Genomic DNA, 17,770 nt, shown 5'->3' with positions numbered 1-17,770 from the left:
GGGGGCGCGTATGGGTAGGCCCATGCGAGCGACCCGGTCATGGCTGGCCCTCCTCACCGCAGCAGTCGCGCTGACGGGCTGCGCGAAGCACGTGGACACCCGGGTGGCCGGGGACGACGACGCGGCCATCGACGGGCTCGAGGCCCGCCTCGACGAACTGCGCGCCCGCGAGCAGGGCGATGACCTGACATGCGCGGAGCAATGCGCCGTCTCCGCGAGGACGTGCACCACGGCGGAGGAGTTCTGCGCCTTGGTGGAGAAGCAGTCGGACCGGGACGACCTCCCGCCGCGCTGCGCCAGGGCCCGGGAGCAGTGCGCGGGCGCGGGCGATGGCTGCACGCGATGTCAGACGCCCTGAAGAACCAGCCATGCGCCGGCTCGGACTCCGTGTCTATGATGGGCGGATTGAGGAGCCTCCCCATGACCCCCCGTCTTTCGTTGATGCTCGCTGCCTCGTCACTCGTGCTGGCGACCCCTGCCCTCGCGGAGGAGGAAGGCCTGACGCCGGAGAAGGTGGCGGCCATCCAGCGCGATGAGGCCGCGGCCCAGGCGAAGGTGGACGCCGAGCACGGCAACCGCAAGCCGTCGGAGATGAGCAACGCCGAGCGGGGTCAGGCCATCCGCGACCAGCAGAAGGAAGCCGCCAAGGTCTTGGAGAAGCACGGCGTCTCCGCGAAGGAGTACGCCACCTTCACGGCCCGGATGACGCCCGACGACAACCAGCGCGCCGCCAACGAAGCCAAGCGGCTCGACGACAAGGAGAAGGCCGAAAAGGAGGCCGAGGCGAAGAAGCGCAAGGGCGACGGCGAGGTCCACATCCAGCAGGGCTTCAGCGACGCGGACCCCGTGGAGCTGGAGTCCACGGATGGCGCGGAGCCCTCCGTCGACGTCGACAGCAACCTGGACAGCACGTCGGGGGCGCCGGTCGTGGAGATTGGCGGCAACGCCGGCACGCCGCAGAAGTCCATCAGCCGGAAGTCGTCCAAGTCCTCGCGCCGCGGCAAGTAGCCCCGGCGCGGCACCGGACGACCTCCGGGGCCATCAGCGGCCCCGGAACCCGAGCTCTCGCGACCGCGCCTGCCACACCTCATCATAGGGGCAGGAGCAGTCGGTCTCCTCCGGCTCCGGATACGCGTACGTCTCGCCCTTGTAGTTGCGGAACAGCGTCTCGCGCTCGCCCCGCTCGACGACGTAGTCGGGCTGGAGGGTGACCTTCCCTCCCCCACCCGGCAGGTCCACCGCGAGGTGCGGCACCGCGAGCCCGCTGGTGTGTCCGCGAAGCTGCTCGAGGATCTCCAGTCCCTTGGCGATGGGCGTACGCAGGTGCTCGCAGCCCTCCGCGACATCCATCTGGTGCAGGTAGTACGGCCGCACGCGGCTGCGCAGGAGCACGTGCGACAGCTCCTTGATGATGCGCGCATCCGAGTTGAGCTGCCGCATCAGCACCGCCTGGTTCTCCACCGGCACGCCGTGGTCCACCAACCGCTCGCACGCCTCACGCGCTTCCGGCGTCACTTCCTTCGGGTGGTTGAAGTGGGTGATGACGTAGACGGGCGCGTAGCGGCGCAGCAGGCGCGCCAGCGAGTCCGTGACGCGCATGGGCAGCACCACGGGCACCCGCGTCCCGATGCGGATCATCTCCACGTGCGGAATCTCGCTCAGCGGCGCGAGCAGCGACTCCAGCCGCTCCTCGCTCAAGAGGAACGGATCGCCGCCGGAGATGAGCACGTCGCGCACCTCGGGGTGGCTGCGCACGTAGTCGATGCCCCGGCGCATCTGGTCCTTGGTGAGCTCCGCCTCGCCGCCCTTGGTGATGCGCCGCCGCGTGCAGTGGCGGCAGTAGACCGAGCACGTATCGATGGCCAGGAACAGCACCCGGTCCGGATACTTGTGGACGATGCACTCCTCCGGGCGCGTCTTGTCCTCGCCCAGCGGATCCGCCAGCTCCCCGGGCCGCACCCGCGCCTCCGCGCGCACCGGAATGGACTGCATGCGCACCGGACACGACGCGTGCTCCGGATCGATGAGCGACAGGTAGTACGGGCTGATGCCAATGCGGAACAGCGAGGACGTCTCCTGCACCCCGGCGCGCTCCTCCGGGGTCAGGCGCACGTAGCGCTCCAGTTGCTCCAGGTTGCGCACCGAGTGACGCTGCTGCCAGCGCCAGTCCGCCCACTCCGCGTCGGTCGCGGAGGGGAACAACCGGGCCCGCCCCTCGGCACTGAGCGAGGGACGGGGAGACGACAGGGGCGCCATCGCGCCCGCGGAGGAATCCATCACGCCGCCTTGGGCTGATCCCGCCACCACGCCTGGCCGGACTCCGGCAGCGTGTCGATAGGATCGAAGTACTCGTACTTCCGTTCAAGCGCGCCGGCGTCGTTCGCTTCCACGCTCGTGCGGTAGTTCTTGGTCCAGTAGGAGATGCCGCGCTCGCGGTCGTACTCCGCCACCTGGTGCACCCAGCGCTTCCCCACGAACGGCACGTCACAGACGATGCGCGGCGTGGCGAAGCCCGGCATGTAGCCCATGATGTCGTGCTGGAGCTTCTGTGCCTGCGCCACCGACAGCCGCCAGTGCTCGCTGTTGGGGATCATGTCGCACATGTAGAAGTAGTACGGCAGGATCTTCGCGTGGTCGAGCAGCGTGAAGCACAGGTCCAACAGCGCCTTGGGGCTGTCGTTCACGCCGCGCAAGAGCACGCCCTGGTTGCGCACGTCGCGGAAGCCCATGTCGAGCAGCTTGCGCACCGCCTTGCCCACCAGCGGCGTGAGCTGCTGCGCGTGGTTGACGTGCGTGTGCATCGCCAGGTCCACCCCGCGCTCCACGGCCTTCTTCGCCAGCCGGTCCAGCCCCGCCAGCACGTTGTCCTGGAGGAAGTGCTGCGGCAGCGCCATGAGCCCCTTGGACGCCAGGCGGATGTCGCGGATGTTCGGGATGTCCATCAGCGCGCTGACGAACGGCTCCAGCGCCTGGATGGGCAGGTTCGCGATGTCGCCGCCGGACACCACCACGTCGCGCACGGTGGGCGTGCGGCGCAGGTAGTCCAGCATCAGCTCGTAGCGCTCCTTCTGCGCCGTCCCGAACTTGTGCTTGGACACCTGCGGGACGTCGTTGCCCACCAGGTCCATGCGCGTGCAGTGGCCGCAGTACTGCGGGCACGTGGGCAGCATCTCCGCCAGCACCTTCGTCGGATAGCGGTGCGTCAGGCCCTCGACGACCCACATGTCCTGCTCGTGGAGGCTGTCACGGCTGGCGCGCGGGTGGTTGGGCCAGTCCGTGCGGCGGTCGGCGATCGCCGGCAGCATGTACCTGCGGACCGGGTCGTTCCACAGGTCCTCCAGGTTCATGGTGTTGAGCATCTGGGGCGGGACGAGGATGGACATCGTCGCCCGCTCCTTCTGGTCCAGTTCCATGCTCGCCGCCAGGTCGTCCGGCAGCAACGGCCCGAGCGCGGCCTTCAGCTCGCGCAGGTTCTTCACGGTGTGCTTGCGCTGCCACACCGAGCTCTCCCACTCCGCCGCGGTGACGTCCTTGTAGCCCGGGATGCGCCGCCAGTCGGGCTCCACGAACTCCTTGCGAAGGGGATAGGTGAAAGGCTGCTGCGCGGGGCCAGCGTCGGGCTTGCCTCGAGTAGACGTCGTGCTCATGAACACATCACCTCAACGTAAGGATCGTCGTGGGCGAGGCGTCATAGCTTGCCCCCCGACATCCCTGCTCAACAATCGCCAGGGGCCCAAGATGCCCCGTGGCGCAGTGCGTCTGTTCATTCCACCTTGACGTTGATGAGCTTGGCCACACCTTCTGCCTCGACCACCACGACCTGGGGCTTGGTCGACGTCCCATTGAGCTTGAAGACGACCTTGCGCTTGCCCACCGGCAGGGACAGCGGGTTGCCCAGCGGCACGGGAGTGACACGGCCCGTGTTCTTCCCATCCACCCAGATTTGAGCGCCCGCCGGCAAGGTGCTGCAGGCGAACTTGCCCATCGCCGCGGCCGCGGGCTTGGGCTTGGGCTCCGGAGGCGGCTTCGGAGCCTGCGCCACGGGCACGGGCTTGGGCTTGGGCTCCGGAGGCGCGGGCTTGGGCTCCGGAGGCGCGGGCTTCGGCTTCGGCTCGGGCGGAGGGGCCTCGGCCACCATGTCCACGGGGACGCGCACCTCGGCGTCACCGTTGGACGTGAAGTCACCGGAGAACGGCTTGAAGCCCGCACGCTTCGCCGTGAACGTGTACTTCTTGCCCATCACCAGGTCGCCGAGCTTCGCCCCGGGCAGCTTGCCCAGGGACTTGCCGTCGACGGAGATCTCCGCGCCCTCCTGGCCTTCGAACAGGGCGGTGAACGTCTTCGGCGCGGGCGGCTCGGCGGGCTTCTCCTGGGGCGGCTCCGGCGTCGTGGGCGGTGGCGTGTTGTCCACCACCGGCGGCGTCGTGGGCGGCGGCTCCTCGGGCTGGGGAGCCTTGGGCTCTGGCTGCTTGGGAGGCGGCGCATCCGCCTTCAGGCTGAGGAGGATGGGGGCCGCAGCCTGACCGGCGGTGACTTCAATCTGCTGCGTCACGGGCTGATAGCCCGGAGCCGAGGCTGTCACGTTGTGGATGCCCGCGGACAGCTCGATGACCTGGTTCGCGTTCACGGCCTCACCGTCCACGAGGACGGAGGCGCCTACGGGCGCGACGAAGTTCACGGAGCCCGTGGACGAGCCACGGACCACGAAGATCACCGCGACGAGGATCAACAGGCCCGCGCCCGCGGCCATGCCGATGATGGCGGGCTTGGGCAGCGGCTTCTTCGGGCCGGCAGGCGCCTTGGGCTTGTCCACCCTGGCGGGCGGAGCCGGCTTCGCGATCTTGGGAGCCTTCTGCGGGAGGGGCGCCGGGCCATCGGCCTCGTCGTCGTAGGGCGGCTCTTCGCCCTCCTGCCCCTCGTCTCCGTAATCGTCCGGGTCCTGGCCGTCGCGGTCGTACTCGTCGCCCTGGTCGTCGTAGGCGCCGTCCGGGTCTTCCTCCTCGGCCGCCTGCGCACGCAGGCCGTTGTGGCGCGAGCCCACCGGGACGGTGATGTTGCCGGTGGTCTCCTCCTCTTCCTCGGTCGCCAGCACCGGGGCCGCCGAGCCACCGCGGGAGCGCGCAGGAGGCGCTGTCGGAGCCGGACCGATCATGGTCGCGCCCGCATAGGCCTCGCCGCCCTCGTCGCCGATGATGACCTGGGACTTGGGGCCGCTCTTGCCCTTGCCGCGAGGGCTGTCGTCCTGCGCGAAGGGAGAGGCACTGGTGTGGTGCCCCGCCCTGTCGATGGGGTTCTCCGTGCGGCCGGTGACGCTGTCGTCCACGACGACGCTGCTGTCCGCGATGCGAGTCTCCGGCGCGCGGAAGGTGTGCGTGGAGTCGACAATCTGCGTCTTGTCCGCGGCGCCATCCATCTCCGCCAGCTCCTCGGCGGACGGCGGCGGGATGTAGCCCGGCGCGGGCTGGGCGGGCGCGGTGGAGGCGCGCCCCACGGGCGAACCGGTCGAGGACGCCGCAGGCGACTTCTTCTGCGCGGTCGGACGGGGCGCCGGGGTGGGAGGCGGAACCGTCACCCCCGAGTGCTCAATCTGATCCGGCCGCTCGACGGAGGCATAGCGCTCCATCTTCTCCGCCTCGCGGAGCATGTCCTCGGCGAAGGCCTCCTTCATGAAGCCGGACAGGTGCTTCGAGGAGTAGATGGCGTCCCCCGCGAGGAGGAAGCGCATCAGGTCCTCCTGGAGGTCGGACGCCCACTGGTAGCGATCCTCGGGCTCACGCGCGAGCGCCTTGAGGACGACCTTCTCCAGACCCGCGGGGATGTTCGGATTGAACTCGCGTGGCAGCGGGATGTCCGCGTTGCGCACCTTCTCCAGCGTGGAGAAGTCCGACTCGCCCACGAAGAGCTTCTCGCCCGTGAGCATTTCGTAGAGCAGCACGCCGACCGCGAAGATGTCGCTGCGCCGGTCAATGGGCATGCCCCGGACCTGCTCCGGGCTCATGTAGCCGAACTTCCCCTTGAGGATGCCGGCCTGCGTCTTCTGAGAGCGGTTGGCGGCCTTGGCGATGCCAAAGTCGATGATCTTCACCTCGCCTTCGTACGAGACGAGGATGTTCTGCGGGGAGACGTCGCGGTGGATGATGTGCAGGTCCTGGCCGCGCGCGTCCTTCTTGCGGTGGGCGTAGTCCAGGCCCTCGCACATCTTGGAGACGACGAACACCGCCTGAGCGGTGGGCATGATCTCCTTGCGGCGACGGTAGCGCTCCAGGAGCGTGCGGACGTCACGGCCTGCCACGTACTCCATGGCGATGAAGTAGGTGTCCTCGTGCTTCCCGAGCTCGTGGATGTGCACGATGTTGGCGTGGTTCAGCTGAACGCTGATCCGCGCCTCGTCGATGAACATCGTGATGAACTCGTCATCCTCCGCCATCGTCGGAAGGATCTTCTTGATGGCGAGGATGCGCTCGAAGCCCTCGACGCCAAAGGCCTTCGCGATGAAGACCTCGGCCATACCGCCGACGTTGATGCGCTCGAGGAGCAGGTACTTCCCAAAGAAGGTCGGCTTCTTCATCTCGCGGGGCTGCCCGGCGCCGGCGAGTACGGACCGCGGCAGGCGGTGCGCAGACCGGGGGGAGAGGTGACTCTAGATCCAGTGAGAACGGCGGTCAAACATCCACGACGCCGCGATTCCCCAAGGAATCCGAGAACTTGGCTCCCTCTCGCACGGAAATTGACCCACCCGTGTTCCCATCGCGGCCCGGCAAGCCCCCACCGCGGGTCCAGCTCTGCGTGCTCCGGGCGGCCGGATGCCCACGGTCCTGACGTGGCTCGAGCCCCCGGCGAGCGCGGCTCGCGCTCAAGCCGGGTGGCGAGGAGGAAACAAGCCCAAAAAAGACAAAGCCCCTGATGCCATGAAGGCATCAGGGGCTTTTGAGAAAAGAATCCGGCAGCGACCTACTCTCCCACGCGGTTTCCCGCGGAGTACCATCGGCTCTGGAGGGCTTAACTTCCGTGTTCGGGATGGGAACGGGTGTGACCCCTCCGACATTGCCACCGGAAAATGGGATGACGGTGCATACGAAGGGTAAGTTGCAAGCTTCTGCTTGGAGTGAAGCCTCTTCATTTGAAGAAGAGCGAAACAGCTGTCTTCCGGGCGGACGCGGGCATGCGCGTCCATGGCCTCGGCCTTGGCCCCGAGTCCCTTACTCCCCACGAGGGGGCATGCAAGAGAAGGGGGGAAGTAAGCCGCTCGACTTATTAGTACTGGTTAGCTTAACGCGTTACCGCGCTTACACACCCAGCCTATCAACGTGGTAGTCTTCCACGAGTCTTCAGGGGCTTGCGCCCGGGATACCTGGTCTTGAGGTCGGTTTCCCGCTTAGATGCTTTCAGCGGTTATCCAATCGGCACATGGCTACCCAGCGATGCCTCTGGCGAGACAACTGGTACACCAGCGGTGCCTCCAACCCGGTCCTCTCGTACTAAGGTCAGAGCCTCTCAAGTATCCTACGCCCACAGCAGATAGGGACCAAACTGTCTCACGACGTTTTGAACCCAGCTCGCGTACCGCTTTAATTGGCGAACAGCCAAACCCTTGGGACCTGCTCCAGCCCCAGGATGCGATGAGCCGACATCGAGGTGCCAAACCTCCCCGTCGATGTGAACTCTTGGGGGAGATAAGCCTGTTATCCCCGGAGTACCTTTTATCCGTTGAGCGATGGCCCTTCCATTCAGGACCACCGGATCACTATGACCTGCTTTCGCACCTGCTCGACCTGTCGGTCTCGCAGTCAAGCTCCCTTATGCCATTGCACTCGACGCCCGGTTTCCAATCGGGCTGAGGGAACCATCGCGCGCCTCCGTTACTTTTTGGGAGGCGACCGCCCCAGTCAAACTACCCACCAGACAGTGTCCCAGTCCCGGCTGACGAGACGTGGTTAGACACCAGAAATCAACAGGGTGGTATTTCACCGTTGCCTCCACCGAACCTAGCGGCCCGGCTTCAAAGGCTCCCACCTATCCTACACAGTCAATCCCTAGTGTCACTGTCAAGTTGTAGTAAAGGTTCACGGGGTCTTTCCGTCTTGCTGCGGGTAAACTGCATCGGCACAGCTATTTCAATTTCGCTGAGTCCCTCTCCGAGACAGTGCGGAAGTCGTTACTCCATTCGTGCAGGTCGGAACTTACCCGACAAGGAATTTCGCTACCTTAGGACCGTTATAGTTACGGCCGCCGTTTACTGGGGCTTCGGATCATCGCTTCGCCTTGCGGCTGACGAATCCCCTTAACCTTCCAGCACCGGGCAGGAGTCAGACCCTATACGTCGGCTTGTCGCCTTCGCAGAGTCCTGTGTTTTTGGTAAACAGTCGCTACCGCCATTTCTCTGCAACCTCTCTCGGCTTCGGCTGTACGCCTACACCTACCAGAGGCCCACCTTCTTCCGAAGTTACGGTGGAAATTTGCCTAGTTCCTTGGAGGAGAGTTCTCTCAAGCGCCTTAGGATTTTCTCCTCACCCACCTGTGTCGGTTTGCGGTACGGACACCCTGCAGACTCCCTGCGGGACTTTTCTTGGAAGCCGAGCATCAGCGACTTACCCCTTGCGGGGCGCCATGGGGTCTCGGGGATGACTGCCGCGCCTTTATTCGTACGCGACACCCCTACGCCTTTAGACTGACACAACCACCGGTCAGCTCGCCTAGCTTTCTCCGTCCTCCCTCAGTTCAACGTCTGCAAGATGGCGCAGGAATATTAACCTGCTTGCCATCACCTACGCCTTTCGGCCTCGGCTTAGGACCCGGCTAACCCTGGGAAGATTAACTTGACCCAGGAAACCTTGGGTTTACGGCGAGGGGGTTTCTCACCCCCTTTATCGCTACTCATTTCGGCATCAGCACTCCCAGTCGCTCCAGCGGCCCTTTCGGTCCACCTTCGCTGCAACTGGGACGCTCCCCTACCGCCATGCATGCCAAACATGCATGACCCGAAGCTTCGGCACTAGTCTTGAGCCCCGTTACATTTTCGGCGCGGCCTGTCTTGACCAGTGAGCTATTACGCTTTCTTTAAAGGATGGCTGCTTCTAAGCCAACCTCCTGGTTGTCAATGACCTGCCACATCCTTTCTAGTGTTCACTTAGACTAGATTTGGGGGCCTTAGCTGTCGGTCTGGGTTATTCCCCTCTTGCCAATGGACGTTATCACCCACTGACTGCGTCCCGGGATAACAATTGCCGGCATTCGGAGTTTGATACGGTTTGGTAATCTGGTGAGACCCCTAGCCGTTTCAGTGCTCTACCTCCGGCATTGAATTACCCGAGCCGATACCTAAATATCTTTCGGGGAGAACCAGCTATCACGGAGTTTGATTGGCCTTTCACCCCTACACACAGCTCATCCCAGAAATTTTCAACTTTCATGAGTTCGGTCCTCCATGCGGTGTTACCCGCACTTCAACCTGGCCATGTGTAGATCACCCCGCTTCGGGTTATAATACACGCAACTTAGCGCCCTGTTCGGACTCGCTTTCGCTCCGGCTCCACCTATCGGCTTAGCCTCGCTACGTATATTAAGTCGCCGAATCATGATGCAAAAGGTACGCTCTCGCACTGGCTTGCGCCGTAGTGCTCGAACTGCTTGTAGACATGCGGTTTCAGGTTCTTTGGACTCCCCTCACCGGGGTTCTTTTCACCTTTCCCTCGCGGTACTTGTTCACTATCGGTCGCCAAGGAGTATTTAGGCTTACCGGATGGTCCCGGCAGATTCAGACAGGATTGCACGTGTCCCGTCTTACTTGGGTAACCCGCTCAGCTCCAGACGGCTTTCGCGTACGCGACTATCACGCTCTTTGGTGCACCTTTCCAGGTGCTTCCGCTAGCCCTCCAGAGTCCTACCGCGGACCCGCTACCCCACCGCCATTTGCATGACGTTGGTTTGGCCTCTTCCCATTTCGCTCGCCACTACTTTGGGAATCACTCGTTGTTTTCTCTTCCTCAGGGTACTGAGATGTTTCACTTCCCCTGGTTTGCTCTGCAACCCTATGAATTCAGGTTGCAGTAACGCAGCTCTTCGCCACGCTGGGTTTCCCCATTCGGACATCTCCGGATCAACGTTTGGTTGGCAACTCCCCGAAGCTTTTCGCAGCCACCCACGTCCTTCATCGCCTCTTGGCACCTAGGCATCCACCGCACGCCCTTAGTAGCTTACTTGCCCTAATCTCTTGTCCAACGCCCGCCTCCCGGCGGATTGTCGAAACTCGAAACCAAGGCCCAGGCCTCTGCTCTTCGCTAGCAGGCCCGGAAGACTTTACTTATTGCTGTTCTCTTCACTGCTTCTTCTTGTGTGGGAGACTTCGTTCCCCTCTACCCGGCTGCCTCGCGGCGCCTGGTAAAGCAGATTTCGAAGTCGGCACTTCTGTTGAGAACTTCACTCAGCAGAAATTGCAACTTACCCTTCGTATGCACTTGTCAAAGAACGTCCCTGCTTGGAAGCAGGTAACTTGTGGAGCTGATCGGGTTCGAACCGACGACATCCAGCTTGCAAAGCTGGCGCTCTCCCAGCTGAGCTACAGCCCCGACTCTCGCGTCGGCACCGCCTTCGTCCCCCCAATGAGGGAGAATGGTGGGCCTAGGTGGACTTGAACCACCGACCTCGCGCTTATCAGGCGCGCGCTCTAGCCAGCTGAGCTATAGGCCCAGGTGGGGGCTAAAGCATCGGCAGAACCCTACAGCGTCCTTCATTCTCAAAGAGCCGAGCCGCCTTCGCTCGGTCCTTCAAAACCAAACAGCAAGCCCGAAGTTGATAATGGATTGTTTACCGGAAACTTTGACCTAGTCAGACCTGACAGCCCGAAGGCTGCTGGTGTTGCCTACTCTCCCGAAGGATGAGTCCAACACCCGGTCTCCTTAGAAAGGAGGTGATCCAGCCGCAGGTTCCCCTACGGCTACCTTGTTACGACTTCACCCCAGTTACCGAGCACTCCTTGGGCATCTCTTGGTGAGATGACTTCTGGAGCAATCGACTCCCATGGTGTGACGGGCGGTGTGTACAAGGCCCGGGAACGTATTCACCGCAGCGTGCTGATCTGCGATTACTAGCGATTCCGCCTTCATGGAGTCGAGTTGCAGACTCCAATCTGAACTGAGACCGGTTTTCTGCGATTAGCTCCCCCTCGCGGGTTTGCAGCGCTCTGTACCGGCCATTGTAGCACGTGTGTAGCCCTGGTCATAAAGGCCATGAGGACTTGACGTCATCCCCACCTTCCTCCGGTTTAACACCGGCAGTCCCTCTAGAGATCCACTTGCGTGGCAACTAAAGGCGAGGGTTGCGCTCGTTGCGGGACTTAACCCAACATCTCACGACACGAGCTGACGACAGCCATGCAGCACCTGTCTCTCGGTTCCCTTGCGGGCACTCCCTCATCTCTGAAGGATTCCGAGGATGTCAAGACCAGGTAAGGTTCTGCGCGTTGCGTCGAATTAAACCACATGCTCCACCGCTTGTGCGGGCCCCCGTCAATTCCTTTGAGTTTTAGTCTTGCGACCGTACTTCCCAGGCGGAGAACTTAATGCGTTAGCTACGGCACCGCGGGGGTCAACTCCCACGACACCTAGTTCTCATCGTTTACGGCGTGGACTACCAGGGTATCTAATCCTGTTTGCTACCCACGCTTTCGCGTCTCAGCGTCAGTTACCGTCCAGGTGGCCGCCTTCGCCACCGGTGTTCCTCCCCATATCTACGAATTTCACCTCTACTTGGGGAATTCCGCCACCCTCTCCGGCACTCAAGCTCTGCAGTTTCGGGCGCACTTCCTCAGTTGAGCTGAGGGCTTTCACACCCGACTTGCAAAGCCGCCTACACGCGCTTTACGCCCAATAATTCCGAACAACGCTTGCACCCTCTGTATTACCGCGGCTGCTGGCACAGAGTTAGCCGGTGCTTCTTCTCCCGGTACCGTCAAGGCAAAGCGTATTAGGCTTTACGGTTTCGTCCCGGTCGAAAGTGCTTTACAATCCAAAGACCTTCATCACACACGCGGCGTTGCTGCGTCAGGCTTTCGCCCATTGCGCAAAATTCCCCACTGCTGCCTCCCGTAGGAGTCTGGACCGTGTCTCAGTTCCAGTGTGGCTGATCGTCCTCTCAGACCAGCTACCCGTCGTCGCCTTGGTGGGCCATTACCCCGCCAACTAGCTGATGGGCCGCGGACTCATCTGGTTGTGATAGCTTGTATACAGAGGCCACCTTTTCCCTCAGTCTCCGAAGAGACCGTGGGCTTATCCGGTATTAGCCAATCTTTCGACTGGTTATCCCAGGCATCCAGGCAGATTATCCACGTGTTACGCACCCGTGCGCCGCTCTACTAGGGTTTCCCCATTCGCGCTCGACTTGCATGTGTTAGGCACGCCGCCAGCGTTCGTTCTGAGCCAGGATCAAACTCTCCAATTGTATTCTTGGTTTGCTTGAACCGGCGTCCCCCGAGACCCGGCTAAGGAGTCTCGGCTCGCTGATTCGTCGGCACTTCCCTCTCGCTGCGCTTTTCAGCGCTGCCCTCGAGGTGAAGATGCCCTCAAAAAATTGACTGCGGTTTCCGCAATCCATTACTGCTTGGGCTTGCTATTTGGTTTTCAAAGACCGAGCCGCTTGTGTTGCCTCGCGACTTTTGTTACCGTCTACTTCGCTGCCGGTTTCGTCTCAACCGGCGGGGTTGCAGCTTCTATTTCAGTTCGCAGTCAGCGTCAACTTCGCTTTTGCGTCCTGCGGGCTGCTTCGAATCTCGTCGGCGCCGTCCAGTGACTTCCGCCGCTTTCTTTCGAAGGGGAGCGGCTTCTACTTCAGCGCCGTCTTCCCTGTCAACCGCTTGCTGTCAGCTTCCTTCACCGCTTTGCGTCCGTCTTGTTGCCTGCCGGACGCCTGCTTCTTCGGTGGGGCGCGGCTTCTATCTCTTCGCCGCATTCGCTGTCAACCCGCTCGTTGACTGCCCTATTTCCTTGTCGGTGCTGCTCTCTCTCCGAAGTGCCTTCCGCGCCAGTGCGCGGGCTTCGAAGCGAGGGGCGCGGCTTCTACCACCGCCGCACGTTGTGTCAACTGCCCTACGGTTGCTGCTGCTCCCCGACCTGCTCCGCCTCCCATGAGGCGGCAACCCACTCCAACACCTTCAACGCCCGCCGATCGCCTGTGCTGCTGCGGCAGCCATCTAAGAATCGGTTCGGAGAATGTCAACTTCCCGTCACCGGCCCTCGTCGCGCAGGTGCCACCGGGGTGACGCCTGCGTGTCGCCGCGAGGTGGGCGGCTTATCCATCAAGCGATCGGGTGGCGCAAGAAATTTGATGCAGGCCGCCGGCGCGCTGCGACGTGGTGAAGGGGGAACCCGTGGGGCGGTTCCACCCATTCCCCGGCGGATTTCAGCTCCCGAACTTGAGCTTCGAGAGGTCCACCCTCCCCCGCCGGCACTTCTCCGCGACCACCACCGAGCGCAGTTCCTGGTAGGCGCGCTCGAAGTCGTCGTTCACCACGATGTAGTCGTAGGACGCGATTCCCCGCTCGATTTCCGAGCGGGCGGCCAGCATCCGGCGGCGGATGGTCTCGTCCGCGTCCGTCTGGCGGTCGCGCAGTCGTCGCTCCAGTTCCTCCATGGAGGGCGGGAGCACGAAGATGAGGACCGCATCGGGGTGCTTGCGCTTGATTGCCTGCCCGCCCTGCACGTCGATGTCGAAGATGGCGGTCCCGCGGCGCGTGCGGGCTTCGTCCACCACCGACTGCGGGCTTCCGTAGAAGTGGCCGTGCACCTCGGCCCACTCCACGAACTCGCCTTTCTCGATCTTCTCCTGGAAGGCGGCGACTCCCACGAAGTGGTAGTCCACGCCCTCCTGCTCCTTGCCCCGGGGACGCCGGGTGGTGACGCTGGTGGAGAAGATGCCGTCCGGCATCTCCTTCAGCAGACGGTGGGCGAGGGTCGTCTTCCCCGCTCCGGAGGGGGCGGAGAGGACGAGGAGCAGGCCAGGCTGGAGTCCAGAGGGTTCGTTCATTCGACGTTCTGCACCTGTTCGCGGATGCGCTCGACCTCGGCCTTCATCGAGACCACACGCGCGGAGATCTCCGCGTGCTGGCTCTTGGAGCCTGTCGTGTTCACCTCGCGGTGCATCTCCTGCACGAGGAAATCCATGCGCCGGCCCACCGGCTCGGGGCTCGCCATCAGCAGCCGGAACTGCTCGAGGTGGGTGGCGAGCCGGGTCACCTCTTCCGCGATGTCCGTCCGCTCGGCGAACAGGGCCACTTCCTGCGCCAGGCGCTGCGGCTCGACCGCGACCCCACGCGCAAGCTCCGCGACACGCTCGGTGAGCCGCTGCTGGTAGTCACTGACCGCTCGCGGCGCGAGCTGGGCGACCTCCTGGCTCCACCCCTCGATGAGCTTCATGCGGGCGTTCAGGTCGGCGTGGATGGATTCGCCTTCGGTGTTCCGCATCATCTCCAGGGCCGCGAGCGCCTGGTGGAGCGCGGTCTGCGTGGCCTGGGTGGCGGACTCCACGTCCACGCCCTTCTCCTCCAGGCGGATGACGCCCGGCTGGTTGGCGACCTGCGACCAGGAGATGTCGGCGGGCTGGCCCAGGGCCTCGGCGACCTCGCGGAAGGCGCGCGCGTATTCGCGGGCGAGGCCTGCATCCACATTGGGAACATTTCCCGAGACCGTCGCGGCCTGGCGGCGCACCAGGATCTCCACCGAGCCACGCGCGAGGCGGTCCTTCACCTGCTTCACGAGCGCGGGCTCGAGCGCGGAGAGTTCGCGCGGAAGCCGGACCTTCACTTCACAGAACTTGTGGTTGAGCGAGCGAGCTTCCACGGAGACCTCTTCGTCCCCCACGCGGGCGCGGCCCGAACCAAATCCGGTCATGCTCTTGAGCATCGGGCCGGGTGCTAGGGGCTTTCCGGCCCAAGGTCAAGCCAGCGTCTTGTGTCCGTTCCAATTCTGGTAGGGTCCGCCGCCGATGGCGTGGCACAAGCGGCTCGAGACGTGGGCGAAGCTGGCACTGGCGCTCCTGGCATCCCTCCTGTTCTGGCGCCCCGGACGCCGCCGTTCCCCCGGGACGCCGCTCCCCCACCCGCGCAAGGTGCTGCTCGTCCGGCCCGACAACCGCGTGGGCGAGGCCCTTCTCACCACGCCCCTGATGCGGACCCTCAAGGCGCATCTCCAGCCGCCTCCCGAGGTGCATGTGCTGGTGCACGCCAAGGTGGCTCGCGTCCTTCAGGGGCACCCTGACGCGGATGCGGTCCTGGCGTTCGACCGGCGCATGCTGTGGCTGGGCCCCCTGGCGCCTGGCATCCGTGCACTCCGCCGCCAGGGCTACGACGTCGTGGTGGATTGCGCCAACTGGAGCGCTCCTTCGGTGACGAGCGCCATCGTCGCCCGGATGGCGGGGCCGAAGGCGGTCGTCATCGGGCCCGGCATCTGGCCGGTGTCCCGGCTGCAGTCGGTGTCCGTTCCGGCGCGCCCCGATACGCGGCATGAGGCCGTTCAGCGGACCCACCTGTTGACTCCCCTGACAAAGGGAGTCGTGGCCCAGGGGCTGTCCTTCCGCGAGCCGGTGCTGGGCGAGGCATTCCGCGACTATCTGGCGACGTTCGCCGCGAGGGGTTCTCGGCGTGCGGTCATCAACCCCGGGGGGCGACTGGGCGAGCGCCGCATCCCCGCGGAGGCCTTCGCGGCGGCCGCCCGGGAGCTGATCTCGCTCGGCTATTCGCCCGTCGTGACGTGGGGGCCGGGTGAGGAGGCCCTGGCCCGGAGCGTGCTCTCGGGTGCTCCGGGGGCGGAGATGGCTCCGCCGACGAGCATCGATGAGCTCGGTGCGCTCATGCGGACCGCGGGCCTCACCATCTGCAACAACACCGGGCCCATGCACCTGTCGGTCGCCGTTGGCGCGCCCACGCTGGCGTTCTTCCTGCGCATCGACATGGAGCGCTGGGGCCATGCGGTGGCTCCCCACCGGATGGTGGACCTGACTCCCATCGTGGATGGGGCTTCAGGGGCCGGCTTGGAGCAGCGCGTGGCCGGGGAGGTCCGGTCGTTCGTCTCGGAGCGGGTCTCGCTCACGGGGTGAGCGGCCGTTCCTCTTCGGGCACCATCCTCGGGACGCCGGCCTCCACGGGCCACGCTTTCCGACAGTGGCGGCAGCGGACTTCGGGCGGGGGACCTTCGTGCTCGTCGAGCGGGCCGTTGCAGTAGGGACAGCCCAGGATGGACCGCAGCACCGGGTCCAGGACCATGGCTACTTCGCACCTTCGCGCCCGAGCCTGCGCGCCAGCTCCGTGGTGCTGTGGTCCTTCGGGTCGCCCGCCACCGCGGTCCGTCCTCCGTAGGCGCGGACCTCGTCGCCTTCCGGGATGGACTCCGGCGTGTAGTCCGTCCCCTTCACGTGCACGTCGGGCTTGAGGGCTCGGATGATGCCGCGCACGTTCGGTTCGTCGAAGACGACGACGCGGTCCGTGCAGGCCAGCGCCGCGATCAACTCCGCGCGCTCCGCTTCCGGGATGTGCGGACGGCCTGGCCCCTTGTAGGCCCTCGTGGAGGCGTCCGAGTTCACCGCCACCACCAGCACGTCCGCCAGGGCCTTCGCTCCTTCCAGATAGCGGACGTGCCCGACGTGCAGCAGATCGAAGACGCCATTGGCCAGGGCCACCGTGCGGCCCTGCTCGCGCCAGCGCTCCCGTTCTTCCGCGATGGCGGCGAGGGGGCGCAGCTTGTCCAGGGTGTTCATCGTGGGCTCCGCAGCGCATCGAGGAGTTCTTCTCGCGAGACCGTCGCCGTGCCGGGCTTCTGCACCACCAGCGCGCCCGCCACGTTCGCGAGCCTCGCGGCTTCACCGAAGGACGCTCCCGCGGCGACTGCCAGTGCGAAGCTCGCGATGACCGTGTCGCCGGCTCCCGTCACGTCCACGGCCGCCTTCGCTCCGTGCACAGGGATGAGGTCCACGCCGCCCTTCGCGTCGAAGAGGGCCATGCCGTGCCGGCCTCGCGTCACCAGCAGCGCCTGGCAGCCCAGCTTGCGGACCGCCTCGTGCCCTGCCTCCAGGAGGTCCTCCTTCGTGCGCACCGGACGCCCCGCGAGGGCCTCCAGCTCTGGCTCGTTGGGCTTGCAGACCGTGAGGCCCGCGAAGGCCGCGAGCGCGTACCGGCTGTCCACGCAGACCGGCAGGCCGGCCGCGGCGAGCTTCCGCAACACGGCGCGAACCTCGTCGCTGACGACGCCCGCCCCGTAGTCCGAGACCACCACCGCGTCCGCGTCCTTCGCCGCGGACTCCACCTGCCTGGCAATCGCCTTGCGCATCCGGGGCGGGAGTGGGCCTCGCTGCCCCCGGTCGACCCGGAGCATCTGCTGCCTCGTGGTGCTGATGCCTCCGGCGAGGATGCGCGTCTTCGTCTCCGTCTGGATGCTCCGGCTGCTGACCGCGTGCAGTCGCACGTCCGCGGCCTGGAAGAGCTTGCGCAGCTCGGTGCCCATCGAGTCCACGCCCAGGGCTCCCACCGCCGTCACCTGTCCCGACAGTGCGCGGATGTTGGCCGCCACGTTGGCTCCGCCGCCAAGCTTCACCTCCGAAGACTCGTATCGGACGATGAGCACCGGGGCCTCGCGGCTCACCCGGTCCGTCTGACCGTAGAGGTAGTGGTCGGCCACCAGGTCTCCCACCAACAACACCCGACGGCGCGCGAAGGCGAGTGGCAGGCGCGAGGACGAAGCTGCCGGACGTGAAGACGGGGCCGCTGGCATGGGCGCGCGTTGTCCCACAG

General features: G+C 64.7%; 10 protein-coding genes, 2 tRNA genes and 3 rRNA genes. 3 read left to right on the top strand and 12 right to left on the bottom strand.

Features of this window, described 5'->3' with window-relative positions:
• Positions 1-22 precede the first annotated feature (22 nt).
• Complete coding sequence (locus KYK13_RS14445; RefSeq protein ID WP_223645018.1) at positions 23-358, top strand: hypothetical protein; 336 nt, start codon at positions 23-25, stop codon at positions 356-358.
• A gap of 62 nt (positions 359-420) precedes the next feature.
• Positions 421-1,008, top strand: coding sequence for a hypothetical protein (locus tag KYK13_RS14440; RefSeq protein WP_223645017.1), 588 nt, complete (start codon positions 421-423; stop codon positions 1,006-1,008).
• Positions 1,009-1,041: 33 nt separating this feature from the next.
• Here the strand turns inward: KYK13_RS14440 and KYK13_RS14435 are convergent, their stop codons facing one another.
• From KYK13_RS14435 to KYK13_RS14390, 10 genes are all read right to left on the bottom strand, one after another.
• Positions 1,042-2,277: a KamA family radical SAM protein gene (locus tag KYK13_RS14435; RefSeq protein WP_223645016.1), complete on the bottom strand. Its 1,236-nt coding sequence runs from the start codon at positions 2,275-2,277 to the stop codon at positions 1,042-1,044.
• On the bottom strand, positions 2,277-3,647 hold the full coding sequence (locus KYK13_RS14430) for a KamA family radical SAM protein (protein WP_223645015.1): 1,371 nt from the start codon (positions 3,645-3,647) through the stop codon (positions 2,277-2,279). The genes KYK13_RS14435 and KYK13_RS14430 overlap by 1 nt, the downstream gene beginning before the upstream one ends.
• Positions 3,648-3,763: 116 nt before the next feature.
• Complete coding sequence (locus tag KYK13_RS14425; protein WP_223645014.1) at positions 3,764-6,568, bottom strand: serine/threonine-protein kinase; 2,805 nt, start codon at positions 6,566-6,568, stop codon at positions 3,764-3,766.
• A 370-nt stretch (positions 6,569-6,938) separates the two neighbouring features.
• Positions 6,939-7,055 (bottom strand): 5S ribosomal RNA (gene rrf / locus KYK13_RS14420).
• Between the two features lie 178 nt (positions 7,056-7,233).
• Positions 7,234-10,199: ribosomal RNA gene (locus tag KYK13_RS14415) — 23S ribosomal RNA — on the bottom strand.
• A gap of 293 nt (positions 10,200-10,492) precedes the next feature.
• A tRNA-Ala gene (locus KYK13_RS14410) sits at positions 10,493-10,565 on the bottom strand.
• A gap of 44 nt (positions 10,566-10,609) precedes the next feature.
• Positions 10,610-10,686 (bottom strand) — tRNA-Ile (locus KYK13_RS14405).
• Between the two features lie 213 nt (positions 10,687-10,899).
• Positions 10,900-12,435: ribosomal RNA gene (locus KYK13_RS14400) — 16S ribosomal RNA — on the bottom strand.
• The 16S, 23S and 5S rRNA genes sit together here with 2 tRNA genes alongside, the layout of an rRNA operon.
• 957 nt (positions 12,436-13,392) lie before the next feature.
• The gene (gene gmk, locus KYK13_RS14395) at positions 13,393-14,016 is read right to left on the bottom strand and encodes a guanylate kinase (RefSeq protein WP_223645013.1); all 624 of its coding nucleotides are present in this window, start codon (positions 14,014-14,016) and stop codon (positions 13,393-13,395) included.
• On the bottom strand, positions 14,013-14,891 hold the full coding sequence (locus KYK13_RS14390; protein ID WP_223645012.1) for a YicC/YloC family endoribonuclease: 879 nt from the start codon (positions 14,889-14,891) through the stop codon (positions 14,013-14,015). The genes gmk and KYK13_RS14390 overlap by 4 nt, the downstream gene beginning before the upstream one ends.
• Before the next feature lie 82 nt (positions 14,892-14,973).
• Here KYK13_RS14390 and KYK13_RS14385 point away from each other — a divergent pair, with 82 nt between their 5' ends.
• On the top strand, positions 14,974-16,083 hold the full coding sequence (locus KYK13_RS14385) for a glycosyltransferase family 9 protein (RefSeq protein WP_223645011.1): 1,110 nt from the start codon (positions 14,974-14,976) through the stop codon (positions 16,081-16,083).
• A 168-nt stretch (positions 16,084-16,251) separates the two neighbouring features.
• On the opposite strand, the gene KYK13_RS14380 is transcribed toward KYK13_RS14385, so the two are convergent.
• The gene (locus KYK13_RS14380) at positions 16,252-16,740 is read right to left on the bottom strand and encodes an adenylyltransferase/cytidyltransferase family protein (RefSeq protein WP_223645010.1); all 489 of its coding nucleotides are present in this window, start codon (positions 16,738-16,740) and stop codon (positions 16,252-16,254) included.
• A complete protein-coding gene (locus tag KYK13_RS14375; protein ID WP_223645009.1) occupies positions 16,737-17,750 on the bottom strand; it encodes a bifunctional heptose 7-phosphate kinase/heptose 1-phosphate adenyltransferase in 1,014 nt (337 codons plus the stop codon). Before KYK13_RS14375 ends, KYK13_RS14380 begins: the two co-directional genes overlap by 4 nt.
• Positions 17,751-17,770: the final 20 nt, after the last annotated feature.

The organism is Corallococcus sp. EGB, assembly GCF_019968905.1.
Lineage (GTDB): Bacteria > Myxococcota > Myxococcia > Myxococcales > Myxococcaceae > Corallococcus.
Note: the sequence above shows the minus strand (reverse complement) of the source record. Positions and strands in the feature narration are given on the sequence as shown.

Bases quoted from the DNA above. Each gene is read 5' to 3' on its own strand.
- KYK13_RS14445 (WP_223645018.1), top strand. From the start codon at position 23: ATGCGAGCGACCCGGTCATGGCTGGCCCTCCTCACCGCAGCAGTCGCG.
- KYK13_RS14440 (WP_223645017.1), top strand. From the start codon at position 421: ATGACCCCCCGTCTTTCGTTGATGCTCGCTGCCTCGTCACTCGTGCTG.
- KYK13_RS14435 (WP_223645016.1), bottom strand. From the start codon at position 2,277: ATGGATTCCTCCGCGGGCGCGATGGCGCCCCTGTCGTCTCCCCGTCCC.
- KYK13_RS14430 (WP_223645015.1), bottom strand. From the start codon at position 3,647: ATGAGCACGACGTCTACTCGAGGCAAGCCCGACGCTGGCCCCGCGCAG.
- KYK13_RS14425 (WP_223645014.1), bottom strand. From the start codon at position 6,568: ATGAAGAAGCCGACCTTCTTTGGGAAGTACCTGCTCCTCGAGCGCATC.
- gmk (WP_223645013.1), bottom strand. From the start codon at position 14,016: ATGAACGAACCCTCTGGACTCCAGCCTGGCCTGCTCCTCGTCCTCTCC.
- KYK13_RS14390 (WP_223645012.1), bottom strand. From the start codon at position 14,891: ATGCTCAAGAGCATGACCGGATTTGGTTCGGGCCGCGCCCGCGTGGGG.
- KYK13_RS14385 (WP_223645011.1), top strand. From the start codon at position 14,974: ATGGCGTGGCACAAGCGGCTCGAGACGTGGGCGAAGCTGGCACTGGCG.
- KYK13_RS14380 (WP_223645010.1), bottom strand. From the start codon at position 16,740: ATGAACACCCTGGACAAGCTGCGCCCCCTCGCCGCCATCGCGGAAGAA.
- KYK13_RS14375 (WP_223645009.1), bottom strand. From the start codon at position 17,750: ATGCCAGCGGCCCCGTCTTCACGTCCGGCAGCTTCGTCCTCGCGCCTG.